At 71.2% G+C, this 24,232-nt stretch carries 22 protein-coding genes; 12 read left to right on the forward strand and 10 right to left on the reverse strand.

What is annotated here, in order from left to right:
- Window positions 1-26 precede the first annotated feature (26 nt).
- Window positions 27-1,505 (forward strand): catalase, encoded by a 1,479-nt coding sequence (locus ACWC97_RS06900; protein WP_352273350.1) that lies wholly within the window; start codon window positions 27-29, stop codon window positions 1,503-1,505.
- Window positions 1,506-1,568: 63 nt separating this feature from the next.
- Here ACWC97_RS06900 and ACWC97_RS06905 read toward each other — a convergent pair whose 3' ends face one another.
- Window positions 1,569-3,794, reverse strand: coding sequence for a transglycosylase domain-containing protein (locus ACWC97_RS06905; protein WP_352273351.1), 2,226 nt, complete (start codon window positions 3,792-3,794; stop codon window positions 1,569-1,571).
- A gap of 233 nt (window positions 3,795-4,027) precedes the next feature.
- Here ACWC97_RS06905 and ACWC97_RS06910 point away from each other — a divergent pair, with 233 nt between their 5' ends.
- The 5 genes from ACWC97_RS06910 (at window position 4,028) to ACWC97_RS06930 (ending at window position 9,015) form a co-directional block, all read left to right on the forward strand.
- Window positions 4,028-4,999, forward strand: a complete 972-nt coding sequence (locus tag ACWC97_RS06910; protein WP_352273352.1) for an SPFH domain-containing protein — start codon at window positions 4,028-4,030, stop codon at window positions 4,997-4,999.
- Window positions 4,996-5,322, forward strand: a complete 327-nt coding sequence (locus ACWC97_RS06915) for a hypothetical protein (RefSeq protein WP_450647854.1) — start codon at window positions 4,996-4,998, stop codon at window positions 5,320-5,322. Before ACWC97_RS06910 ends, ACWC97_RS06915 begins: the two co-directional genes overlap by 4 nt.
- 83 nt (window positions 5,323-5,405) lie before the next feature.
- Window positions 5,406-5,930: a PadR family transcriptional regulator gene (locus ACWC97_RS06920; protein WP_352273354.1), complete on the forward strand. Its 525-nt coding sequence runs from the start codon at window positions 5,406-5,408 to the stop codon at window positions 5,928-5,930.
- Window positions 5,927-6,613 carry an ABC transporter ATP-binding protein gene (locus tag ACWC97_RS06925; protein ID WP_352273355.1) on the forward strand — a complete coding sequence of 229 codons (687 nt, stop codon included), beginning with the start codon at window positions 5,927-5,929 and terminating at the stop codon, window positions 6,611-6,613. The genes ACWC97_RS06920 and ACWC97_RS06925 overlap by 4 nt, the downstream gene beginning before the upstream one ends.
- Window positions 6,610-9,015, forward strand: a complete 2,406-nt coding sequence (locus ACWC97_RS06930) for an ABC transporter permease (protein WP_450647857.1) — start codon at window positions 6,610-6,612, stop codon at window positions 9,013-9,015. Before ACWC97_RS06925 ends, ACWC97_RS06930 begins: the two co-directional genes overlap by 4 nt.
- A gap of 88 nt (window positions 9,016-9,103) precedes the next feature.
- On the opposite strand, the gene ACWC97_RS06935 is transcribed toward ACWC97_RS06930, so the two are convergent.
- On the reverse strand, window positions 9,104-10,081 hold the full coding sequence (locus tag ACWC97_RS06935; protein ID WP_352273357.1) for a hydrogen peroxide-inducible genes activator: 978 nt from the start codon (window positions 10,079-10,081) through the stop codon (window positions 9,104-9,106).
- A gap of 130 nt (window positions 10,082-10,211) precedes the next feature.
- On the opposite strand from ACWC97_RS06935, the gene ACWC97_RS06940 reads away from it, so the two are divergent.
- Both ACWC97_RS06940 and ACWC97_RS06945 read left to right on the forward strand, forming a co-directional pair.
- The gene (locus tag ACWC97_RS06940; RefSeq protein ID WP_189542777.1) at window positions 10,212-10,766 is read left to right on the forward strand and encodes a peroxiredoxin; all 555 of its coding nucleotides are present in this window, start codon (window positions 10,212-10,214) and stop codon (window positions 10,764-10,766) included.
- Between the two features lie 12 nt (window positions 10,767-10,778).
- Window positions 10,779-11,312, forward strand: coding sequence for an alkyl hydroperoxide reductase (locus tag ACWC97_RS06945; RefSeq protein WP_352273358.1), 534 nt, complete (start codon window positions 10,779-10,781; stop codon window positions 11,310-11,312).
- A 93-nt stretch (window positions 11,313-11,405) separates the two neighbouring features.
- On the opposite strand, the gene ACWC97_RS06950 is transcribed toward ACWC97_RS06945, so the two are convergent.
- From ACWC97_RS06950 to ACWC97_RS06965, 4 genes are all read right to left on the reverse strand, one after another.
- Window positions 11,406-12,833, reverse strand: coding sequence for an AI-2E family transporter (locus ACWC97_RS06950; RefSeq protein WP_450647860.1), 1,428 nt, complete (start codon window positions 12,831-12,833; stop codon window positions 11,406-11,408).
- A 134-nt stretch (window positions 12,834-12,967) separates the two neighbouring features.
- The gene (locus tag ACWC97_RS06955; protein WP_352273360.1) at window positions 12,968-13,663 is read right to left on the reverse strand and encodes an aggregation-promoting factor C-terminal-like domain-containing protein; all 696 of its coding nucleotides are present in this window, start codon (window positions 13,661-13,663) and stop codon (window positions 12,968-12,970) included.
- Between the two features lie 387 nt (window positions 13,664-14,050).
- Window positions 14,051-15,373, reverse strand: a complete 1,323-nt coding sequence (locus ACWC97_RS06960) for a PhoH family protein (protein WP_352273361.1) — start codon at window positions 15,371-15,373, stop codon at window positions 14,051-14,053.
- A 295-nt stretch (window positions 15,374-15,668) separates the two neighbouring features.
- Window positions 15,669-16,430 carry an isoprenyl transferase gene (locus tag ACWC97_RS06965; protein ID WP_352273621.1) on the reverse strand — a complete coding sequence of 254 codons (762 nt, stop codon included), beginning with the start codon at window positions 16,428-16,430 and terminating at the stop codon, window positions 15,669-15,671.
- 202 nt (window positions 16,431-16,632) lie between these two features.
- Between ACWC97_RS06965 and mgrA the strand changes: the two genes are divergently transcribed.
- Window positions 16,633-17,673: an L-glyceraldehyde 3-phosphate reductase gene (gene mgrA, locus ACWC97_RS06970; RefSeq protein ID WP_450647862.1), complete on the forward strand. Its 1,041-nt coding sequence runs from the start codon at window positions 16,633-16,635 to the stop codon at window positions 17,671-17,673.
- Between the two features lie 223 nt (window positions 17,674-17,896).
- On the opposite strand, the gene ACWC97_RS06975 is transcribed toward mgrA, so the two are convergent.
- From ACWC97_RS06975 to ACWC97_RS06985, 3 genes are read right to left on the reverse strand one after another with little or no spacing between them, the layout of a single operon-like run.
- Complete coding sequence (locus ACWC97_RS06975) at window positions 17,897-18,361, reverse strand: hypothetical protein (protein WP_352273363.1); 465 nt, start codon at window positions 18,359-18,361, stop codon at window positions 17,897-17,899.
- A 43-nt stretch (window positions 18,362-18,404) separates the two neighbouring features.
- Window positions 18,405-19,205 carry a class I SAM-dependent methyltransferase gene (locus tag ACWC97_RS06980; protein ID WP_352273364.1) on the reverse strand — a complete coding sequence of 267 codons (801 nt, stop codon included), beginning with the start codon at window positions 19,203-19,205 and terminating at the stop codon, window positions 18,405-18,407.
- A 60-nt stretch (window positions 19,206-19,265) separates the two neighbouring features.
- Window positions 19,266-20,249, reverse strand: coding sequence for a prepilin peptidase (locus ACWC97_RS06985; protein WP_450648197.1), 984 nt, complete (start codon window positions 20,247-20,249; stop codon window positions 19,266-19,268).
- Between the two features lie 112 nt (window positions 20,250-20,361).
- On the opposite strand from ACWC97_RS06985, the gene ACWC97_RS06990 reads away from it, so the two are divergent.
- A complete protein-coding gene (locus tag ACWC97_RS06990) occupies window positions 20,362-20,742 on the forward strand; it encodes a DUF192 domain-containing protein (protein ID WP_352273366.1) in 381 nt (126 codons plus the stop codon).
- Window positions 20,743-20,794: 52 nt separating this feature from the next.
- On the opposite strand, the gene ACWC97_RS06995 is transcribed toward ACWC97_RS06990, so the two are convergent.
- On the reverse strand, window positions 20,795-21,379 hold the full coding sequence (locus ACWC97_RS06995) for a helix-turn-helix domain-containing protein (RefSeq protein WP_352273367.1): 585 nt from the start codon (window positions 21,377-21,379) through the stop codon (window positions 20,795-20,797).
- A gap of 230 nt (window positions 21,380-21,609) precedes the next feature.
- Between ACWC97_RS06995 and ACWC97_RS07000 the strand changes: the two genes are divergently transcribed.
- Complete coding sequence (locus ACWC97_RS07000) at window positions 21,610-22,758, forward strand: zinc-binding dehydrogenase (RefSeq protein WP_402389066.1); 1,149 nt, start codon at window positions 21,610-21,612, stop codon at window positions 22,756-22,758.
- Window positions 22,755-24,182 carry an APC family permease gene (locus tag ACWC97_RS07005; RefSeq protein WP_352273369.1) on the forward strand — a complete coding sequence of 476 codons (1,428 nt, stop codon included), beginning with the start codon at window positions 22,755-22,757 and terminating at the stop codon, window positions 24,180-24,182. Before ACWC97_RS07000 ends, ACWC97_RS07005 begins: the two co-directional genes overlap by 4 nt.
- Window positions 24,183-24,232: the final 50 nt, after the last annotated feature.

The following is a 24,232-nucleotide window of genomic DNA, read 5'->3' on the forward strand; positions in this document are numbered from 1 at the left end:
AAACCCCCACCGACGGGAGGACGCTCGTGTCCGAGGAACCCACCACCCTCAAGACCCCGAACACCGAGTACACCACCAACAACGCCGGAATCCCGGTGGAGAGCGACGAGCACTCGCTCACCGTCGGGGCCGACGGGCCGATCCTGCTCCAGGACCACTACCTCATCGAGAAGATGGCCCAGTTCAACCGTGAACGGGTTCCCGAGCGGGTGGTCCATGCCAAGGGATCGGGGGCGTACGGCCATTTCAGGGTGACCAACGACATCAGTCAGTTCACCAAGGCCGACCTGTTCCAGCCGGGCAAGGAGACCGCCATGCTGGCGCGGTTCTCCACGGTCGCCGGTGAGCAGGGCTCGCCCGACACCTGGCGCGACCCGCGCGGCTTCGCGCTGAAGTTCTACACCGAGCGGGGCAACTACGACATGGTCGGCAACAACACGCCGGTCTTCTTCGTACGGGATCCGATGAAGTTCCAGGACTTCATCCGCTCGCAGAAGCGCCGCCCGGACAACGCGGTGCGCGACCACGACATGCAGTGGGACTTCTGGACGCTCTCCCCGGAGTCGGCGCACATGGTGACGTGGCTGATGGGCGACCGGGGCATCCCGAAGACCTACCGCCACATGAACGGCTACAGCTCGCACACCTACATGTGGGTCAACGCGGGCGGCGAGCGGTTCTGGGTGAAGTACCGCTTCAAGACCGACCAGGGCATCGACTACTACCCGCAGGCCGAGGCCGACCGGATGGCCGGGATCGACGGGGACGTCCACCGCCGCGACCTGTACGAGGCGATCGAGCGCGGGGACCACCCGAGCTGGACGCTGTACGTGCAGGTGATGCCGTTCGACGACGCGCCGGACTACCGGTTCAACCCGTTCGACCTCACGAAGGTGTGGCCGCACGCGGACTACCCGGAGATCGAGGTCGGGCGGATGACGCTCGACGAGAACCCGGAGGACTTCTTCGTCCATATCGAGCAGGCGTCCTTCGAGCCGTCGAACCTGGTGCCCGGAATCGGTCCGTCGCCGGACAAGATGCTGCTCGGCCGGCTCTTCTCGTACCCGGACACCCACCGGTACCGGATCGGCCCGAACTACGCGCAGCTGCCCCCGAACCGCCCGCGTTTCGGCCGCAACTCGTACGCGAAGGACGGCCCGATGCGGTACGAGCCGAGCCGTACGGGGGCGGTCTACGCGCCGAACTCGTACGGCGGTCCGGCCGCGGACACCGCGCGCTTCGGTGACCCCGCGGGCTGGGCGACGGCGGGCGAGATGGTCCACGAGGCGTACAAGCTGCACAGCGAGGACGACGACTGGGGCCAGCCGGGCACGCTGGTGCGCGAGGTCATGGACGACGCCCAGCGCGAGCGGTTGGTGGGGAACATTTCCGGCCATCTGCTGGACGGGGTGAGCCGCCCGGTCCTGGAGCGGGCGCTGCAGTACTGGCGGAACGTCGACAAGGACCTCGGCGACCGGGTCGCCAAGAAGGTCGACGGTGGCTGATCGCAGCCCACGAGGAAGGGTGAGGGGCGGTGCCGGAACCCGGCGCCGCCCCTCACCCCTTGCTCACTGGTTGCCCGCCGGGGCGTTGTTCCCGCCCGCCTGGCCGGGGCGCCCGTTGTCCAGCCCGTCGCCCGGCGGCTCCGGGGACTGGCTCGGCGGCGGCACCTCCGGGGACTGGCTGGGCGGCACCTCGGGCGACTGGCTCGGCGGGACCTCGGGCGACTGGCTCGTGTCCTGCGAGGGGGCGTCCGGCGACTTGCTCGGGGACGTGTCGGTGCTCGCGGACTGCGAGGGCGACATCGACGGCGAGGACGGCACGGTGGACTCGCCGCGCTCGACGTCCTCCAGGTCGAACCGGGCGGTGGAGCCGCCGCCCAGCGCGCCGAGCGTGTAGTCCGCCCAGATCTGCGCGGGGAAGCCGCCGCCGTTGGCCCGGCCGGAGTTGGCGGTGCCGGTCAGGCTGACCTGGGAGCCGCCCTTGGGCGACTCGCCGAAGAGCGCGACGACGGTGGTCAGCTCGGGGGTGTACGCGGCGAACCAGGCCGACTTGTTGTTCTCGGAGGTACCCGTCTTGCCCGCCGCGTCGTAGGCGCTGGTGTTGGCGGCCTTGCCGGAGCCCGCGTCCACGACCCCGGTCAGCACGGAGGTCACCGTGTCGGCGGACTTGCGGCTGATCACCTGCTTGCCGATGCCCTCGACCGGCTCGACGGTCCGGTCGCGGTGCTGGGCGGACTTCACGATGAAGGGGGTGACCTTCTTGCCGTGGTTGTCGAGCGTGGCGTACGCGCCCGCCATGTCCCAGGTCGAGGCGTTCATCGTGCCGAGCGTGATGGCGGGGCGCTCGGGGAAGTTCTTGTCGGGCAGGCCGAGGGAGAGCGCGGTCTTCTTCACCTGGGCCGGGCCGACGTCGACGACCATCTGCGCGAAGGCGGAGTTGATCGAGGCGTTCATGGCCTTCTGCACGGTGACGGAGCCGTAGCTCCGGTCGTCCTCGTTCTCCGGGGCGAAGGGGGTGTCGCTGCCGACGACGGGCCGCTTGCTGGTGCCGTCGTAGCGGGTGTTGACGCCGATCAGGTCGCCGTCCTGGGTCTTGGACTCGTTCTCCAGCGCGGAGGCGAACACCAGCGGCTTGAAGGTGGAGGCGGGCTGGAAGTCCCGGCGGGTGGCGTTCGAGACGTAGTGCTTGACGTAGTCCACCCCGCCGTACAGCGCGACGACGGCACCGGTCTTCGGGTTGACGGACGTGGCGCCCGCCTGGACGGTCGCGTCGACCTTGTTGCCCTTGCGGTCCAGCTTGGACTCCAGCTGGCGGTCGACGGACTCCTCCAGCTGCTTCTGCCGCTTCTTGTCGATGTTGAGCGTGAAGGTCCAGCCGCCGGCCTGCCGCATCTCGTCGGTGACGCCCTGCGCGCGCAGCTCCGCGTTGGCGGCCTCGACGAGGTAGCCGGTCTGGCCCTCCATACCGGGGGCGGGCTTGGCCTTCTGCGGGACCGGGAACTTCTGCTTGTCGCGCTCGGCCTGGGAGAGCCACTTCATCTCGACCATGTTGTCGAGGGTGTAGGCCCAGCGGTCCTTGACCAGCTTCCGGCCGGTCTCGCTGGCGGTCTGCCAGTCGTACTGGCTGGGGGCCTGGAGCACGGAGGCGAGGTAGGCGCCCTGGGAGACGGTGAGGTCCTTGGCGTCGACGCCGTAGTACGCCTGCGCGGCGGCCTGGATGCCGCTGGCGCCCCGCCCGTAGTAGGCGGTGTTGATGTACCCGGCGAGGATGTACTCCTTGCTCTTCTTGCTGTCGACCTTGAGCGAGATCACCAGTTCCTTGAGCTTCCGGCTGATCGTCGGGTCCTGCGTCAGGTAGTAGTTCTTCACGTACTGCTGGGTGATGGTCGAACCACCCTGCTTGCCCTTGCCGCTGAGCGTGTTGAGCAGACCGCGCGCGGTGCCCTTCAGGTCGATGCCCTTGTCGTCGTAGAACGTCTTGTTCTCCGCCGCGACGAAGGTGTGCTGGACCGCCTTGGGCACCACGGCCAGGTCGACGATCTGGCGGTTGACGCCGTCGCCGGTCCTGGCGAGCAGCGATCCGTCGCTGTACTGGTAGACGTTGCTCTGCCGCTCGGCCAGGGCGTTGGCCTTCGGGATGTCCACGTAGAGGTAGAGGGCGACGAAGGCACCCATGCCCAGCAGGCAGAACCCGAAGAAGGCGCCCAGCATCTTCCGCCAGGTGAAGAGTCTGCGTATGCCGCCGCTCTTCGCAGCCCTTCGTTGGGCTCGCCGCGCATCCGCTCGACCCATCGCTGTTTCGCTCCTGTTTCTCTGCTCGACCCGCTCAGCTCAGCCCAGCCAGCTAACACCTTCGGCAAGGACGAAAAGCAAGAGATGCGGTCTTTTGCGGACGTGACAATCAGCACCTACTCCCATGGGAACCGACTCCCGAGAGGCGTCCAAGGTTGCCATCCGGGGTAATGTGTAATCACATTGCTAGCAGCGGGCAGGCCGACTGCTCGTTCTCGAAACGGGGGGACCCCATGACCGGTCACGACATGGCGCGCGACGCCGCCGCCCAGGGCACCGACCTCGCACCCGACGCCCCGCAGATGCCCGAACCGCAGGTGCGGGAGGTGACGGCGCACAGCATCCCCGGCGGCCTCGGCCTGCTGCTGACGGTGCTCGGGGTGATAGCCGGCATCGGCCTCGCGATCGTCGGCGGCGTCGTCGGCTCCCACGGCAACAACGCGGTGGGCGTCCCCGTCTGCGTCTTCGGGGTGCTGCTCGTCATCGCCTCGTTCTTCTGCATGACGGGTGTGAAGATGGTCGCACCGGGCGAGGCCCGGGTGATCCAGCTCTTCGGCCGCTACGTCGGCACGATCCGTACCGACGGCCTGCGCTGGATCAACCCGCTCACCAGCAGCCGCAAGATCTCCACCCGGGTCCGCAACCACGAGACCGCCGTCCTCAAGGTCAACGACGCCTACGGCAACCCGATCGAGCTCGCCGCGATCGTCGTCTGGAAGGTCGAGGACACCGCGCAGGCCCTCTTCGAGGTGGACGACTTCCTGGAGTTCGTCGCCACCCAGACCGAGGCGGCGGTCCGGCACATCGCGATCGAGTACCCCTACGACGCCCACGACGAGGGCGGGCTCTCGCTGCGCGGCAACGCCGAGGAGATCACCGAGAAGCTGGCCGTGGAGCTCACCGCCCGGGTGCAGGCCGCCGGGGTGCGGATCATCGAGTCGCGCTTCAGCCACCTCGCGTACGCCCCGGAGATCGCCTCGGCGATGCTCCAGCGCCAGCAGGCCGGTGCGGTGGTCGCGGCCCGGCAGCAGATCGTCGAGGGCGCGGTCGGCATGGTCGAGATGGCGCTGACCCGGATCGCCGAGCAGGACATCGTCGAGCTGGACGCGGAGCGCAAGGCGTCGATGGTCAGCAACCTGATGGTGGTGCTGTGCGGCGACCGCGCGGCCCAGCCGGTCCTGAACACGGGCACCCTCTACCAGTGACCGGACAGCCCCCGCCCCGCCGGACCCCGCCGCAGCGCAAGCAGATGCTGCTGCGGCTGGATCCGGCGGTGCACGACGCACTGGCCCGCTGGGCCTCCGACGAGCTGCGCAGCGCCAACGCCCAGATCGAGTTCCTGCTGCGCAGGGCGCTGGCGGAGGCGGGCCGCCTGCCGGGCGCGGCACGGCCGATCCCCCGCCGGGGCCGCCCGCCGAAGAACCGGCAGGAGGGGCAGGAAAAGCCGGGGACGCAGGGGACCCCGGGCCCCTCGGGAACGCCGGAGACCCGGGAGGCCCCGAGGGCGTCGGAGGCCCCGGAGGACTGAATTCCGGAAGCCGCCGGGGCGGCCGACAGCCTATTCACCAGGGGTATACATCGTAGGTATACACACCGTGTAGAGTGCTCCGCATGTCTATCGGCCACACCCTGCTCGGACTTTTGGAGTCCGGCCCCCGCCATGGCTACGACCTCAAGCGCGAGTTCGACGAGAAGTTCGGCCATGACCGCCCCCTGCACTACGGGCAGGTCTACTCGACCATGTCCCGGCTGCTCAAGAACGGCCTCGTCGAGGTCGACGGGATAGAGAGCGGCGGCGGCCCCGAGCGCAAGCGCTACGCCATCACCGAGGCCGGGATCACCGACGTCGGCGCCTGGCTGGAGCAGCCGGAGAAGCCCGAGCCGTACCTCCAGTCGACGCTCTACACCAAGGTCGTCCTGGCCCTGCTCACAGGGCGGAGCGCGGAGTCGCTGCTGGACACCCAGCGCGCCGAGCACCTGCGACTGATGCGCATACTCACCGACCGCAAGCGCAAGGGCGATCTGGCCGACCAGCTGATCTGCGACCACGCGCTCTTCCACCTCGAAGCCGATCTGCGCTGGCTGGAACTGACCGCCGCCCGGCTCGACCGACTCGCCATGGAGGTGGGCGCGTGATCCCCGCCGGTTCCCTGCTCAGCGCCGACAGCCTGCACAAGACGTACAACCGGACGCCCGCCCTCGACGGCGCGTCCTTCTCGATCCACCCCGGCGAGGTCGTCGCCGTGCTGGGCCCCTCCGGCTCCGGCAAGTCGACCCTGCTGCACTGCCTCGCGGGCATCGTCACCCCGGACCGGGGCACGATCACCTACGCGGGCCGCGAGCTGTCCGCCATGTCGGACGCCGAGCGCAGCGCGCTGCGCCGTACCGAGTTCGGCTTCGTCTTCCAGTTCGGCCAGCTCGTCCCGGAGCTGACCTGCGTGGAGAACGTCGCGCTGCCGCTCCGGCTGGCCGGGGCCAAGCGCAAGGAGGCCGAGCGCACCGCCCTGCACTGGCTGGAGCGGCTCGAGGTCGACAACGTCGCCGCCCAGCGTCCGGGCGAGGTCTCCGGCGGCCAGGGGCAGCGCGTCGCCGTGGCCCGCGCCCTCTCCGCCTCCCCGAAGGTGATCTTCGCGGACGAGCCGACCGGCGCGCTGGACTCGCTGAACGGCGAGCGCGTGATGCAGCTCCTCACCGAGGCCGCCCGGTCCACCAACGTCGCGGTGGTCCTGGTGACCCACGAGGCGCGGGTGGCCGCGTACTCCGACCGTGACGTCACCGTGCGCGACGGACGGACCCGCGACCTGGAGCACATCGGATGACCCTGCTCGACGAGAAGAACGCGGCGGCCCCGCCGGACGCCCCGCGCCCCACCGCCCCCACCGGCCTCGCGGCCTGGATACGCGACCTCGGCCTCGGCATGCGCTTCGGCGCCGGCGGCGGCCGCGAGGGCTGGATCCGTACCGCGCTGACCGCCGTCGGCGTCGGCCTCGGGGTGGCCCTGCTGCTCACCGCGGCCTCCGTCCCGCACATGCTCCAGCAGCGCAGCGACCGCAGCGCCGCCCGCGCCGCGAGCGTCATCGACTCCTCGCCGGGCAAGCAGGCCCCGAAGTCCGACATCTCGGTGCTGCGGTCCGACGTCGAGACGGAGTTCCGCGGCCGCGTCGTCGAGGGCCAGCTGATGCGCGCGGACGGGGCGCACCCGGTGCGTCCGCCGGGCGTCGAACGCTTCCCCGCCCCCGGCGAGGCCGTGGTCTCCCCCGCGCTGAAGGAGCTGCTGGACTCCTCCGAGGGCGAGCTCCTCAAGGACCGGCTGCCGTACCGGATCATCGGCACCATCGCCGACCCGGGCCTGGTCTCGCCGGGCGACCTGGTCTACTACGCGGGCAACGACACCCTGACCGACGACCGCGGCGCCCAGCGGATCGCCGGGTACGGCGACCGGAACATGGCCGAGGAGATGCCGCCCATCCTCATCGTGCTGATCATCCTGATCTGCGTGGTGCTGCTGATGCCGGTCGCGATCTTCATCGTGACGGCGGTCCGGTTCGGCGGCGACCGCCGCGACCGCCGGCTCGCCGCGCTGCGCCTGGTCGGCACGGACATCCGGATGACCCGGCGGATCGCCGCGGGCGAGGCCCTGTTCGGGGCGCTCCTCGGCCTGGTGACCGGGGTGCTGTTCTTCTTCGTGGGCCGGGAGTTCGTCGGCGGCGTGGAGGTCTGGAACGTCAGCGTCTTCCCGGGCGACCTGGTCCCCGACCCGCTGCTGACGGCGCTGGTGGTCCTCGCGGTGCCGCTGACGGCGGTGGTGGTGACGCTCGGCGCGATGCGCGCGGTGGTGATCGAGCCGCTCGGCGTGATCCGCAACGGCCGCAGCCGCGGGCGCCGGATCTGGTGGCGGCTGCCGGTGCCGCTCGCCGGTCTGGCGGTGCTCGGGCTGACCGGCAAGGTCGACGCGTACGGCCCGGTCGATCCGTACCCGATCGCGGGCGGGGCGGTGCTGGTCCTGGTCGGGCTCGCGCTGCTGCTGCCCTGGCTGGTCGAGGCGCTGGTGAACCGGCTGAACGGCGGCCCGGTCTCCTGGCAGCTCGCCGTCCGCAGGCTCCAGCTGAGCAGCGGGGCGGCCTCCCGGGCGGTCAGCGGGATCACGGTGGCGGTCGCGGGCGCGGTGGCGCTGCAGATGATGTTCGCCGCGGTCGGCGACGAGTTCAACAAGATCGTCGAGGAGAACACCTCGGGGGCGCAGTTCTCCTCGTACTCCGAGAAGGTCACCCGGGACGGTGCCACCCGGACCGCCGAGGCGCTCCGGGCCACCAAGGGCGTGACGTCGGTCGTCGGCATGGTCAGCGTCTACGTCACCCACCCCGACAGCTCCGAGGACGAGGACGTCCAGCGGACCACCAGCCTGACCATCGCCGACTGCGCGAGCCTGCGCGAGATGGCCCGGATCGGCGCCTGCAAGGACGGCGACACCTTCGTCTCGCACCCCGCGAAGGACAAGGACATGTCGCGGTGGATCGACCGGACGGCCCGCAAGGGCAAGGACGTCCTGATCGAGTCCGGCGGCTCCGCCGGGAAGTCGGTGCGGTGGACGCTGCCCGCCGACGCCCGGACCGTCACGGCCCACAGCACCGTGCTGGGCGACGGGGCCACCGGCATCCTGGCCACCCTCGGCGCGGTGGACCCGAGCACCCTGCCGGACGCGACGACCGAGGCGCAGATCACGATCGACCCGAGCGTGCCGGACGTCGCGGAGCACGTGCGGAACACGGTGGCCCGGATCGACCCCACCGCACGGGTGGCGACCTTCCAGTCGGAGGCCCGGGACAAGAAGTACGCCAGTGTGCAGCGCGGCCTCCAGGTCGGCGGCACGGCGACGCTGCTGCTGATCGCGGCCTCGATGCTGGTCTCCCAGCTGGAGCAGTTGCGGGAGCGCAAGCGCCTGCTCTCGGTCCTGGTCGCCTTCGGCACCCGGCGCTCCACGATGGGGTGGTCGGTGCTCTGGCAGACGGCGGTGCCGGTGGTCATCGGCCTGGCGGTGGCCATCGCGGGCGGGCTCGGCCTGGGCGCGACCCTGATCTACATGATCGACAAGGAGGTCACCAACTGGTGGCTGTTCCTGCCGATGACCGGTGCGGGCGCGGCGCTGATCGCGCTGGTGACGCTGGTGTCGCTGCCGCCGCTGTGGCGCATGATGCGGCCGGACGGGCTCCGTACGGAGTGACCGGGCGGTGAGGGTGGAGGGGCGCGGCCGTGCGGGCCGCGCCCCTTTCGGCCGTCCTGCCCGGTCCCGCCGCTTCCCCGAACGAGCCTCAGGCGCCGGGCCGGTCCCGTACGCCGTCCGTCACCCGGACCGGCAGCGCGGCCATCGCGCGGCGCAGCGCCGCCGCCAGCTCCTCGAACTCCTCCCGCCGCGCCGCTCCGGTGCGCATTCCCAGCGCGACCCGCCGCGAGGGGGCCGGTTCGGTGAAGTAGCCGGTGGCCAGGGCGTCGTTGCGGTCGGTCTCGACGGTGAGCGCGGTACGCGGCAGCAGCGTCACCCCGAGCCCGCCGGCGACCAGCTGCACCAGCGTGGAGAGTCCGGCGGCGGTCGTGGTGACGGGGGCGCCGGTGGTGCGCCCCGCCTCCCGGCAGATGTCCAGGGCCTGGTCGCGCAGGCAGTGCCCCTCGTCGAGCAGCAGCAGCGGCAGCTCGCGCAGTGCCTCGCGCGGGATGTCGGCGCGTCCGCCCAGCCAGTGGTCCTTCTCCATGACCAGGACGAAGTCCTCGTCGAAGAGGGGAAGTTCGGTCACCCCGGGCACCCCGAGCGGCACCGCGAGCAGCAGTAGGTCCAGCCGTCCGGCGGCCAGTCCGTCCAGCAGCGAGGCGGTCTGCTCCTCGTGGACCTGGAGGTCGAGCTCCGGATAGTCCTCGTGGACCAGCCGCAGCACGGTCGGCAGCAGATACGGGGCGACGGTCGGGATCACGCCCAGCCGGAGGACCCCGGTGAACGGCGCCCGGACCGCCTCCGCCTCCTCCATCAGCTCACCGACCGCCTCCAGCACCGCCCGCGCCCGCACCGCGAGCCGCTCCCCCGCCGGCGAGAGCAGCACCTTGCGCGTCGTACGCTCGATGAGCCGGACACCGAGTGCCTCCTCCAGCGCCGACACCGCGCCGGAGAGCGCCGGCTGACTCATCCCGATCGAGGCCGCCGCGTCCCGGAAGTGCAGGCACTCCGCGACGGCGACGAAGGCGCGCAGCTGCGAGAGACTGGGCTGTTTGGGTCGAGTGCCCTGATTGCTCTGCACCACTGATAGGCACCTCCGATCATCACGACCAAGTGTAGCTATTTCCGCGATCAATGCACTCTGTGCCAAGGTGGATCTCGTCCAACCCTCAGGAAAGCCCCAAAAGGGATTTCCAACGCTGCAAGGAGTGCGCGTGCTCACTGTCGGTGACAAGTTCCCCGAGTTCGACCTGACTGCTTGTGTCTCGCTGGAGAGCGGCAAGGAGTTCGAGCAGATCAACCACAAGACCTACGAGGGCAAGTGGAAGATCGTCTTCGCGTGGCCGAAGGACTTCACCTTCGTGTGCCCCACCGAGATCGCCGCCTTCGGCAAGCTGAACGACGAGTTCGCCGACCGTGACGCGCAGATCCTCGGTTTCTCCGGCGACTCCGAGTTCGTGCACCACGCATGGCGCAAGGACCACCCGGACCTGACCGACCTGCCTTTCCCGATGATGGCCGACTCGAAGCACGAGCTCATGCGTGACCTCGGCATCGAGGGCGAGGACGGCTTCGCGCAGCGCGCCGTCTTCATCGTCGACCAGAACAACGAGATCCAGTTCACGATGGTGACCGCCGGTTCCGTGGGCCGTAACCCCAAGGAGGTCCTGCGGGTCCTGGACGCCCTGCAGACCGACGAGCTGTGCCCCTGCAACTGGACCAAGGGCGAGAACACTCTCGACCCGGTCGCGCTCCTCGCGGGCGAGTGAGCTGACGGCGACATGGCACTCGACGAACTGAAGGCCGCCGTTCCGGACTTCGCCAAGGACCTGAAGCTGAACCTCGGTTCGGTGATCGGCAACAGCGAGCTCCCGCAGCAGCAGCTCTGGGGCACCGTCCTCGCCTGCGCGATCGCCTCGCGCTCGCCGAAGGTGCTGCGCGAGCTGGAGCCGGAGGCGAAGGCCAACCTCTCCGCGGAGGCGTACACCGCCGCGAAGTCGGCCGCCGCCATCATGGCGATGAACAACGTCTTCTACCGGACCCGGCACCTGCTGTCGGACCCCGAGTACGGGACGCTCCGCGCCGGCCTGCGGATGAACGTCATCGGCAAGCCCGGTGTGGAGAAGGTCGACTTCGAGCTGTGGTCGCTCGCGGTCTCCGCGATCAACGGCTGCGGCCAGTGCCTGGACTCGCACGAGCAGGTGCTCCGCAAGTCCGGCGTGGACCGGGAGACCATCCAGGAAGCCGTCAAGATCGCCTCGGTGATCCAGGCGGTCGGCGTGACCCTCGAAGCCGAGGCCGTGCTCGCCGAGTAGGACCGTACGCGCCCGACCGGCACGTATGAGGAAGGGCCCCGTGGACGACCGACCGTCCACGGGGCCCTTCCGTATGGCTGGGGGCCGCTCCGGTCACGCGTCCTTCGCGTCGCCCTCGCCGTCGTCGCGTCCGGCGGGGCCGGGCGGTGTGCCGGGGGCCGGGGTCGGGGCGATGTCGAGCGCGGTCGCCCCGTGCGGCGGCGGGGCGTGGCGCAGGGCCTCCTCCTGCCCGTACGCCCGCAGATAGCCGACCACCGTGTTGGTGACCGCGACCAGCGGCACGGCGACGACCGCGCCGCCGATGCCCGCCATCAGGCCGCCCGCCGCGACCGAGAGGACCACGGCCAGCGGATGCACCCGCACCGCGCGCCCCAGGATGAACGGCTGGAGCACATGGCCCTCGATCTGCTGCACCGCGAGCACCACGGCCAGCACCATCAGCGCGGTGAACACGCCCTGGGTGACCAGCGCGACGACCACCGCCAGCGCCCCGGAGATCACCGCTCCGACCAGCGGGATGAAGGCGAAGAGGAAGATGAAGACGGCCAGCGGCACCGCCATCGGCACATCGAGGAAGAAGATCCCGAGCCCGATGAAGAACGCGTCGATCAGCGCGACTATGACGGTGCCCCGCACATAGGCGGTCAGCGTCCGCCAGGCCCGCGGTCCGGCCCCCGCGACGCCCGGCCGGGCCTGGGCGGGCACCAGCTTCAGCACCCAGTGCCAGATGCGCCGGCCGTCGTAGAGCAGGAAGAGTGTCGAGAACATCGCCAGGAGCATCCCGGTGAGGACCTCCACCATGACGGTGACGCCCTGGAGTCCGGCCGTGGTGATCTGCTCGGTGTTGGTGCCGATGGTGTCGCTGAGGTTCTTGGCGACGTCGTTGATCTGCTGCTCGGTGACGTGGAAGGGGCTGTCGAGCAGCCAGTGCTTCAACTCCTCGATCCCCGTCTGCACCTTGTCGGAGAGGGTGTCGATGTTGTCCATGACCTGCCAGACCACGAACCAGCCGACCAGGCCCATGATGACGAAGCCGAGCACCGCCGTGACGGCGGTCGCCAGTCCGCGCGGCAGCCCGCGCCGCCGCAGCCGGGCGACGGTCGGCTGGAGCAGGGCGGTGACGAGCAGGGCGGCGACGAAGGCCAGCACCACGAGCTGGACGGCGCTGATGATCCACATCAGCACCCAGAGGGTGCCCGCGAGGACCAGCAGCCGCCAGCCCGCCTCGGCCGCGACCCGCATCCCCCAGGGGATCGCCGCGACCGGATCGGGCCGGGCGGCGACGGAGGGCGCGTACGAGGGCGGCGGCGGCACCCGGTCCCTCGCGGCGGCAGCGGGAGCGGGCTCCTCCGCCTCGTCCCGGACGGCCGGGACGTCGACCAGGACCGCGCCCGGGACGTCCACCGCCCCGGGCGGGGGCGGCTCCCTGCGCTCGGTGTCGGCCCTGCGCCGCTCCAGCCGGTCGCCCAGCTCGGTCAGTTCGCCGCCCAGCCGGGAGAGCCACCCCGGAAGTTTCGACATGTGCGTTCCTCTTCCCCCGTCATCTCGCCGCCGCTCCCCGACCGGGCCGCGGGAACCGACCGTACACGCGTGAAGCCCCCCACCGTAGAACGGCGAGGGGCTTCGTGGCGCTGGGAACCGGAACCTCGGGGGTTCTAGTACCAGTTGTGCTGCTGCCAGAAGGACCAGGCACCACACGGGCTGCCGTAGCGCCCGTTCATGTAGTTGAGGCCCCACTTGATCTGGGTGGCCGGGTTGGTCTGCCAGTCGGCACCGGCGGAGGCCATCTTGGAGCCGGGCAGCGCCTGCACCAGACCGTAGGCACCGGAGGACGGGTTGGACGCCCGGTAGTTCCACGTGGACTCGTGGTTCACGATGTTGCTGAAGCACTGGAACTGGTCGGCGGGGACCATCTGCCGCGCGATCGCCTGGACGTCGGCGGCGGAGTACGAGCCCTGCGTGGCGAAGCTGGAGGCGCTGCGGACGGACGAACGGTTGGCCCGCTCCTCCTTCTCCTTGCGCTCCTGCTCGACCCGCTGCTCGGCGGCCGCCTTCTTGGACTTGGCGTCCTTGGCGGCCTGGATGCGGGCCGCCTCCTCCACGGACTTCTTCGCGGCGGCGTCGGCCGCCGACGCCTGGGCGTCGGCCTGCTGCGTCAGCGAAGCGGTCTGTACCTGGGCCTGCTGGCCCGCGGGAATGTCTGCGAGCAGCGTGGTGTCGGCTGCGGTCGCCTCGAAGTTGTTGTCATCGACAGCGGGGGTGCTGCCCGACGCAACGCCCACGACGGCGCCAACGGTGGTTACGGCGGTGGCGGATGCCACGGCGAACCCCCGGACCGAGATCCGGCTCACACGGTGTCCTTCCAGCATCGTCCGCTTAGGTGACCTCGCGGACGCAATCGTGCCCCTGACGCTGGCCTCCCTACTGCTTGGGTCACGGGAGGCACGGGCCCGGTGGGCGACTCCCGGAGGAGCGCCGCGTGGTACTCGCGGGCGGCATACGGACGGCGTCTGTTGAGTTGTGCGGTGCATGGCACCTCGAAAGGTGCGGGTGTGCCGTATGCGGGGCCTGACGGAAGCAAGACTCTGCCGGAACGGCACGCCGGGAAGCAATTCTCTGTTGCGTGTGAAAGCTCACACCTCGTTTGGAGCAGACGATTCGCGGAAACGCCGCCGTGACGCGACGCCGCCCGGCTAAGCTGCTTCGCTCGCCGGGCGGCACCAGGTTCACATCCCCGGTCAGATCTGCCCTTCCTCCAGCATTTCGGTCACCAGGGCGGCGATCTGCGAACGCTCGGAGCGGGTGAGGGTGACGTGCGCGAAGAGCGGATGCCCCTTCAGCTTCTCGACCACGGCGACGACTCCGTCGTACCGGCCGACCCGGAGGTTGTCCCGCTGCGCCACGTCGTGGGTGAGGATCACCCGGGAGTTGGCCCCGATCCGGGACAACACGGTCAGCAGGACGTTCCGTTCGAGCGACTGCGCCTCGTCGACGATCACGAAGGCGTCGTGCAGCGAGCGGCCCCGGATGTGGGTGAGCGGCAGGATCTCCAGCATCCCGCGCCCCAGCACCTCCTCGATGACCTCGCGCCCGGCGACCGCCGAGAGCGTGTCGAAGACGGCCTGTGCCCAGGGGCTCATCTTCTCGGCCTCGGTGCCGGGGAGGTAGCCCAGCTCCTGCCCGCCGACCGCGTACAGCGGGCGGAAGACCATCACCTTCCGGTGCTGCCTGCGCTCCAGGACGGCTTCGAGACCGGCGCAGAGCGCCAGCGCCGACTTGCCGGTGCCGGCCCGGCCGCCCAGCGACACGATGCCGACCTCCTGGTCGAGGAGGAGGTCGAGCGCGATGCGCTGCTCAGCGCTGCGGCCGTGGATGCCGAACGCCTCCCGGTCGCCCCGGACCAGGCGGACGTTGCCCTCGGCGGTGACCCGGCCGAGGGCCTTGCCGCGCTCGGACTGGAGGACCAGCCCGGTGTGCACGGGCAGTTCGGCGGCCTCGGGGACGTACAGCGTCTCCTCGCCGTAGAGCAGGTCCACCTGCTCGCCGGAGAGGGAGAGCTCCGCCATGCCCGTCCAGCCGGAGTCGGTGATGGCGAGCTCGGCGCGGTACTCCTCGGCGAGGAGGCCGACCGAGGACGCCTTGATGCGCAGGGGCAGGTCCTTGGAGACGACCGTGACGTCGTACCCCTCGGCCTGGAGGTTGCGCGCGACCGCGAGGATCCGTGAGTCGTTGTCCCCCAACCGGTAACCGGCGGGCAGTACGCCGGGGTCGGAGTGGTTCAGTTCGACGCGCAGCGTGCCGCCCAGCTCCCCGAGGGGGATCGGGGCGTCGAGCCGGCCGTACCGGATGCGGAAGTCGTCCAGCAGGCGCAGGGCCTGCCGGGCGAAGTACCCGAGCTCCGGGTGGTGGCGTTTGGCCTCCAGTTCCGTGACCACGACGATCGGGAGCACGACCTCGTGCTCGTCGAAACGGGTCATGGCGTTCGGATCGGCCAGCAGGACGCTGGTGTCGAGAACATAGGTGCGCCTGTCGGGCATGCGGCGCTTTGAGCTGGTCACCACGGAAGGACGTACCCCCTCGGACGAGGTTGGGGTGCGACGGCGTCGCGGAGCATCCCAATGGGAGAGGAATGACCGGGCAGGTACCCCGATGCACGGGCCGGGCACCGGCCCTCCGCGTCGGCCGCGTCGTTCTTACGGTCCTTCGTGTGCAAAGGGCCTCCCCGGCGAGCGGACTCCATGCCGCTCACTTGGACACGACGTCCGCCTGGTTCCTGACCGGACGTCGACCTGTCTGGGGTATTCCCTCGAACAACCGAAGCCATGCCGCCCGGGGCGGGCGGGCCGTGTGTGGCGCTCAGCCGCCGTAGCGGCGCCCCCGGGCGGCGTAGTCGCGCAGCGCGCGCAGGAAGTCGACCTTCCGGAAGGCCGGCCAGAAGACCTCGCAGAAGTAGTACTCGGAGTGCGCGGTCTGCCAGAGCATGAATCCGGACAGCCGCTGCTCGCCGCTGGTGCGGATGACCAGGTCGGGGTCGGGCTGGCCCCGGGTGTAGAGGTGCTCGGAGATCATGTCGGTGGAGACGATCTCGGCCAGGTCCTCGAAGGAGGTGCCCTTGGCGGAGTGGTCCAGCAGCAGCGAGCGGACCGCGTCGGCGATCTCCTGGCGGCCGCCGTAGCCGACGGCGACGTTGACGAGTATCCCGTCGACGTCCAGGGTGGCCTGCTCGGCCTCCTTGAGCACGATCTGGGTGTGGGAGGGAAGCAGGTCGAGCGTGCCGACGTGGTGGACCCGCCAGCGGCCGTCCGCCGCGAGGTCGCGCACGGTGTTCTCGATGATCCCGAGGAGCGGCTTCAGCTCGGACTCGGGGCGGTCGAAGTTGTCGGTGGAGAGCAGCCAGAGCGTGACGACCTCGACGTCCGTCTCGCTGCACCAGCCGAGCAGGTCCTTGATCTTGTCCGCGCCCGCCTGGTGCCCCTGCGCGGCCGTCCCGCCGGACGCCTTCGCCCAGCGCCGGTTGCCGTCGAGGATGACGCCGATGTGCTTGGGCACCTGGGTGAGGTCGAGCCGGGCCTCCACCCGGCGCGCGTAGAGCCCGTACACCAGGTCGCGCAAGTTCACTGAGTTCACCCTCTCGGTTCCGTGCGGGCCCGACCGCCCCCCGCTGCCCGGGTCCGGGGCCGTCCCCCCTGGGGTCGCCGCACCCGCCCGCGGGGCGCGTCGCCCCGCCGTGCCGTGGTGGTCCCCGAAGCCGCCACATTACTGCGCGGGCGGTGCACCGGCCCAACCTGGTCTGTCACAAGTCCGTGATAAGCAGAGAAACGTGACTGATTCTTCCTTTCCCCACCGGGCCTCCGACACCCGATACGACTCCATGGAGTACCGCCGCACCGGCCGCAGCGGTCTCAAGCTGCCCGCCGTCTCCCTCGGCCTCTGGCACAACTTCGGCGACGACCGCACGCTGGACTCCCAGCGGGCGATCCTGCGCCGCGCCTTCGACCTCGGGGTGACCCACTTCGACCTGGCCAACAACTACGGGCCGCCGCCCGGCTCCGCCGAGCTGAACTTCGGCAAGATCTTCCGCCAGGACTTCACGCCGTACCGGGACGAGCTGATCGTCTCCACCAAGGCGGGGTACGAGATGCACCCCGGCCCTTACGGCGAATGGGGCTCCCGCAAGTACCTGCTGTCGTCGCTCGACGCCTCGCTGAACCGGATGGGCCTCGACTACGTCGACATCTTCTACTCGCACCGCTTCGACCCGGAGACCCCGCTGGAGGAGACGATGGGGGCGCTCGCCTCCGCCGTCCAGCAGGGCAAGGCACTGTACGTGGGCGTCTCCTCGTACAACGCGGAGCAGACCGCCGAGGCCGCCCGGCTGCTGCGGGAGATGGGCGTACCGGCGCTGATCCACCAGCCGTCCTACTCGATGATCAACCGCTGGGTCGAGGACGACGGGCTGCTCGACACGCTGGAGGCGGCCGGCATGGGCTGCATCTCCTTCGTTCCGCTCGCCCAGGGCCTGCTCACGGGGAAGTACCTGAAGGGCATTCCGGAGGGCTCCCGGGCCACCCAGGGCAAGTCGCTGGACCCGGCGCTGCTCTCGGACGAGGTGGTGCGCCGGCTCAACGGGCTGAACGGGATCGCCGAGCGGCGCGGCCAGTCGCTCGCCCAGCTGGCGCTGTGCTGGGTGCTGCGCGACAGCCGTATGACGTCCGCGCTGATCGGCGCGTCGAGCGTGGCGCAGCTGGAGGAGAACGTGGCGGCGCTCACCGGGCCGCCGCTCACCGAGGCGGAGCTGAAGGAGATCGACACCTTCGCCGTGGACACCGCGGGCACCAACATCTGGGCCGGTCGGGGCTGACGGGACGGGCGGTTTCCCGGGGCCGGTGCGGCCGGTGCCGCGGGCCCGAAAAAACGGGCCGGTCCGTGGGGGGGGGATACGGACCGGCCCGAGGGGGGGTTTCCACCATAACCCTTCGTAAGTGCCGACGCGTGCCACGCCACACAACAATCACTCTCCGGATACAACGTGGATGCGGACAGCTTCCGGTCCGGCGGGCGGCGAGTGGCGGGGGGCCGGGTGGTCAGGTGGGGGACGGGGCGCCCCGGTGGCCCCGGGTGAAGCGGACCGCCACGGTGTCCCCGCCGCCGACCACGAAGCTGCCGCCCTCGCAGCGGATCACGGCCTCGCGCACCTGTCCGTTGGCGTCGCCGCGCTCCTCGGTGCGTACGACCGTCCAGCCGCCGTCGGGCGGGGGCGGCAGCCCCGGGAGGGTGGCGAACTCCCACTGCCCGGACGGTACGCACCAGTCGGGCAGCCGGGGCCAGGCTCCCGGGCCGATCCGCAGGCTCCGGTCCGACGCGCAGGTCAGCAGCAGCGACTGGCCGTCGGCCAGCAGGAACTCGACGGCCTCCGGTTCCGCCAGCAGCCCCTCGGGGCGGTAGACGACACCGAGCACCCCGACGATCCGCGCGCCGCTGAGCCAGTCGGCCCGGCGCTGCCTCGGCACCCTCGGCGCCCTGGTCACGTCCTCGTTCTCCGCCGGCATGGTCGGCTCCCTCCCCAGGCGCTCGCCGTCCAGGGTCGCATCCTCACTCCGGTCGCGGCGGCCGTACCGGTTTGCGCGCCTCGATCAGGAACCGGGTGGTGTGGGCGGTGAACGGGCCCTCGGTCTCGATCAGACGGTGCAGTTCGGCGAGGCGGGGGCGGTACTCCTCGACGGTGAAGCCCGGCACCATCCAGATCACCTTGCGCAGGAAGTAGACGACGGCGCCGATGTCGAGGAACTCGGTGCGCAGCCGCTCGGACCGCAGGTCGACGACGTCCAGCCCGGCCGCCTCGGCCGCCGCGCGGGCCTGTTCGGGGTCGCGGGCGCCGCGCACCTCGGGGGGCTGCGGGCCGAGGAAGTACTCGACGAGTTCGAAGACGCTGGCGGGGCCGACCTGCTGCGAGAAGTACGTCCCGCCGGGTGCGAGGACCCGGGCGATCTCCTGCCACCAGGTGGTCACCGGGTGGCGGCTGACGACGAGGTCGAAGGCGTTGTCACCGAACGGCAGCGGCGGTTCGTCCGGGTCGGCGACCACGGCCGCGCCGCGCGGGTGCAGCAGCGCGGTGGCGCGGGCGATGTTCGGCGGCCAGGACTCGGTGGCGACGGTGAGCGGCGGCAGCGCGGGGACGGCGGCGAGGACCTCGCCGCCGCCGGTCTGGATGTCCAGGGCGGCGGTGGCCCGGCCCATGCGCTCGGCCATGGCACGGGCGTACCCCCAGGAGGGGCGCTCCTCGGTGGCGCGGCCGTCGAGCCAGGAGAAGTCCCAGCCGTCGACGGGGGCGGCGGCCGCCTCCGCGACGAGTTCCTCGAACCGGGCGCGCTCTGCTTCGGGTGTTGCGGGCATACGGGCATGGTGGCAGCGGGCGCCGGGCGGCGCGAACGGGTATCCCGGCACCGGTCCGGGTCAGGAGGCCAGGGCGCCGAGGAGGATGCCCAGCAGCGCGCCCGTGATCATGAACGGGCCGAACGGGATGCCGGTCTTGCGCCCGGCCCGCCGCAGGACCATCAGCCCGAACCCGTACGCCGCGCCGAGCAGGAATCCGGCGAAGCCTCCGGCGAAGACCATGGCCCAGCCGTACCAGCCGAGGACCGCGCCCAGGGACAGGGCGAGCTTGACGTCGCCGAAGCCCATGCCGTTCGGGTTGATCAGGAAGAGCAGGAAGTAGAAGCCGCCGAGGGCGGCGCCGCCGAGCAGCGCGGTGGACCAGGAGCCCGCGTGTTCGGGGAGGAGCGCGGCGAGGCCGAGGAGGACGGCGGCGGCCCCGGCGGCGGGCAGGGTCAGCCGGTCGGGCAGCCGGTGGACGCGGCGGTCGATGGTCGCGAGGAGGACGGCGACGGGGGCCAGGAGCAGCCAGACGGCCAGCTCGGGGCGGGGCCCGGTGGCCGCGCCGAGGGCCGCGCAGGACAGCGCGGTGACGACCGGGACCAGGGCGCCGGGGGCGTACCGGGCGGGGTGGGGGCGGGTTTCGCCGGGGCCTTGGGCGGGCGGGTCGGCGGGCGGGTCGGTCTGCTGCCCGGTGGAGCCGTCGGCCGGGGCTTCGGCGGGCCGGGCGGCCCGCTCCTCGGTGGTTGCCGCGGGTCGGCCGTCCGTGGTCGTTCCGGCGGTTCCCCCGGACGGTACCTCTGCGGGCGCCTCGGCGGTTTCCGCGCCCGGGTTCTCGGCGGTTTCCGCGTGCGGGGCCTGGGCGTCGTCGGGGGCGTCCGGGGCCGTGGCGCAGGTCGTGCAGCGGGTGGAGCCGAGCCAGCCGCCGGCCGGGCCGGTCAGCGGGTGGCCCGCCGGGCAGGCGTCGCGCCAGGGCTCCTCCGGTTCCACGGAGAACCGGTAGGCGGCGCGCGGGACGAGCAGTCCGGCGGCCGTCCCCCAGAGAGCGGCGAGCACTGTCAGCATGGCGTCCACAAGGGCGACCCTAGGCGGGGCCCGGAGACGGGTCATGGGTCCTGGGGCCCACTGGGCACCGTTCCGGACCCAGGATCCGTCACTGGGCGCTACCTTCATGGCCATGGCTCAATGGCGCAATGGCACAGGCACGTTGACGGTCACCGACGGACAGGGCGGGCGGGGTGAGGCGATACCGCTGCGGATCGCGGCCTCCTACCGGGCCCGCAGTCGCGGTCTGCTGGGGCAGGACGGGATCGACGGCGCCCTGATGATCACCCCGTGCGGGAGCGTGCACAGCTTCCGGATGCGGTTCACCATCGATGTGGCGTACCTGGACCGGAAGTTCCGGGTGGTGGCGGTCCACACGATGAAGCCCGGCCGACTGGGTCTGCCCCGGCTGCGGGCCCGGCACGTGATCGAGTCGGAGGCCGGAACGATGGAGAAGTGGGGCATCCGGCCGGGAGCCGTCGTCGCGGTCGAACAGACCGGCACCGACCGGTAGCGAACGGTTGGGTGCGCCCGGCCGCACGGCGGGCGCACTGTGAAGTCGGGTCCTACGGCCTGAGTTTCGTGCGGGAGAGCGGAAGGGCCGGGGCGATCGACCAGAGGACCTCGGTCTCCTCCGCGCCGGGGTTGTCCCAGGCGTGCGCGGCCCGCGCGGAGAACGTCGTGGAGTCGCCCGCCTCCAGGAACCTGGGCTCGCCGTCCACGGTGAGCCGCAGGGTGCCGCGTACCAGGTACGCGAAGACCGTCTCGGCCTCCAGGCTGTACGCGCCGCCGGAGCCGCCGCCGGGGCGCAGGATCGTCCGCATCACCTGGACGTGCCGCTCCTCGGCGGGGGTGAGGAGGAACTCCTCGATGCCGTGCCCGCCCATCTCCAGCTTCGCGCCGAGCCCGCCCTTGACGACGTCCTGGTCCGGATAGTCGAAGAGCGTGGCGATGCCGGTGCCCAGGGCCTCGCAGATACGGATCAGGGTCGGGACGGAGACCGAGGTCTTGCCGCGCTCGGCGAGGCTGAGGAAGCCCTTGGTGACGCCCGCCTCCTCGGCGACCTGAACCAGGGTCAGCCGCTGGGACTGCCGGAGCTCGCGCAACCGCGGACCGATCGTGGACATGTGACTGTCAGCGGCTTCGGACATGGCGAACACGCTACCTGTCGGGGACGTCACGGGCGGTGGCCGGGGGAAGAGCCAGGTCAAAAGGGATGCAGAAGGGTCTTTACCCATCGAGTTTAGTGCTGTAAAACTTGACGAAAGTTTAATGGCGCTAAACAAGACGCCAGGGCGGCCTCCCGTGCCGCCCCCCTCGACGGCCGTATGCGCCGCCGCACCTCCCCCGTTTCGTTCCGCACCACCCGAGGAGTAGGCCGATGAGCTCCCCGTCCTTCCAAGAGAGCACCGCGCGTACGGTGCGCGGCGTCGTCTTCCGCTCCCCCGGCCAGGACGTGGCCGTCACCGACGTCACGCTGGCCCCGCCCGGCCCCGGCGAGGTCGAGGTCGCCGTGACGGCGGCCGGGGTCTGCCACTCCGACCTGCACGTCATCCGCGGCGAGTGGGACCACCCGGTCCCGGTCGTCCTGGGCCACGAGGGCTCCGGCGTGGTCACCGCGCTCGGCGCGGGCGTCACCGGCCTGGCGGTCGGCGACCACGTGGTGCTGTCCTGGGTGCCGTCCTGCGGCGAGTGCCGGTTCTGCCTGGCCGGGCGGCCCGCCGCGTGCAGCCTGGTCGCCGAGGTCGTGGCGCCCGGCGGAGTGCTCTACGACGGCACCAGCCGGCTCTCCGTCGACGGCGAGAAGGCCCACCACTACCTGGGCGTCTCCTCCTTCGCCGAGCGGGTCGTGGTCCCCGCCTCCGGCGCGATCAAGGTCCGTGAGGACGCCCCGCTCGACGTGATCGCCCTGGTCGGCTGCGCCATCGCCACCGGCGTCGGCGCGGTCCGCAACACCGCCGGCGTCGAGGAGGGCGCGACCGTCGCCGTCATCGGCTGCGGCGGCGTCGGGCTGTCCTGCGTGCAGGGCGCCCGGCTGGCGAAGGCCGGCCGGATCGTCGCCGTGGACGTCGTCCCGGAGAAGCTGGAACTGGCCCGCAGGCTGGGCGCGACGGACGCGGTGGACGCCCGGGACGGCGATGTCGTCGAGGCGCTGCGCGCCCTGGTCCCCGAGGGCCTGGACTACGTCTTCGACGCGATCGGCAAGATCGAGACCACCGAGCAGTCCATCGCGGCGCTCGGCCAGGGCGGCGCCGCCGTCATCGTCGGCCTCCCGCCGACCGGCCGGACCGCCCGCTTCGACCCGCTCGCCCTCGCCGAGGCCGACCAGCGCATCCTCGGCTCCAACTACGGCTCGGTGGACGCCGCCCGCGACATCCCCGCCCTGGTGGACCTGGTGGTGTCGGGTGAGCTCGACGTGGAATCGATGATCTCGGCGCGGCGCCCGCTGGACGAGGCGGGCGACGCCCTGGCCGACCTCGCCGCCGGTCACGCGCTGCGCCAGCTGCTGATGATGGAGGACCGGACATGAGCACCGCCGGAAAGCAGACCGCCCCCGCGCCGTCCGACGGCCTGGCCCACCGGTCCGTCTCCACCTTCGAGGTCGGCGCGCAGAGCGTCGCCAACGTGGCACCGAGCGCCGTCATCGCCTTCGCCCCCGCCAGCATGGCGGCGTCCGCGGGCAACGGCGCCTGGTTCTCGTTCTTCCTGGCCATGGCCGCCGTGCTGGCCATCGCGTACTGCATCTGCGTCTTCGCCCGCCGCCGGGCCGGGGTCGGTTCGCTGTACGCGTTCTCCCGGCTCTCGCTCGGGGCTCCCGGCTCCTTCGTGACCGGCTGGGCGCTGCTGATCGGCGCGGTGTGCATCGGTTCGGGTTCGCTGGCGGGCGCCGGGTACTACACGGCGCGCGCCCTCGACCAGATCGGCATCGGGGTCTTCACCGGGATCACCGGCCAGATCCTGCTGGACGTGCTGCTGGCCGCCGTCGCGATGCGGCTGACGATCGCCAGTGTGCGGACGGCGGCCCGGGTCGCCTCGGTGCTGGAGGTCGTGTCGATCGTCCTGATCGTGGTCGTGCTGCTGCCCGCCTTCTTCAAGAGCGGCAACATCATCGACACCGACCAGCTGAGCCTGAGCGGTTCCACCCTCGACGGCATCGTCTTCGCCGTGGTGCTGGGCGTGCTCGGCTTCGTCGGCTTCGAGGGCGCCGCCTCGCTCGGCGCCGAGGCCACCGACCCGTACAAGGCGATCCCCCGCTCGGTGATGGGCAGCGCGGTGCTGGCCGGGGTGCTGTACATGTTCGCCACGTACGCCCAGGTCGCCGGGTTCGGCGGGGCGGACGCGCTGGGGAAGAGCTCCGACCCGATGGACGAGCTGGCGGAGATGTCCGGGCTCGGCTTCCTGAAGTTCTTCCTGCACGCCGGGTTCGCCGCCTCGTTCGTGGCCGTGGTGATGGCCTGCATCACCGTCGCCGCCCGGCTCCTGTTCGGCATGGCGAACGAGGGTGTGATGCCGGCCAGGCTCGGCCGCGCCCACCCGCGCCACCGCACCCCGTCCGCCGCGATCTGGGTCGTCACCCCGTTCGTCGTCGTCCCGGCGGTGCTCGTGGTCGGCGCGGGAACGGCACCGCTGAACGCGACGTCGTACATCGACACCATCGGCGTCTTCGGCTACATGCTCAGCTACACCCTGGTCTGTCTGGCCGCCCCGCTGTTCGTGCGCCGGATCGGGGCGCGGGGGCTGCTGGTCACCTGGCTCCTCGGCCTGGTCGGGGCCGCCGCGATGGTCTACGTGTTCTACCGGAACCTGTGGCCGGTCCCGGAGTTCCCGTTGAACGTGCTGCCGTACGTGTTCGTCGGCGCGCTGGTCGTCGGAGTCGTCGGCTTCGCCGTCCTGAAGGCCCGCCGCCCGGAGGTCGCCGAGCGCGCCGGAACCTTCGCCGACGACCTGGACTGACCGTGCGGACCTGACGCGTCCGCTCCCCGGCGCGATGCCCCGCCCCTCCC

Source organism: Streptomyces sp. NPDC001108 (genome assembly GCF_053598535.1).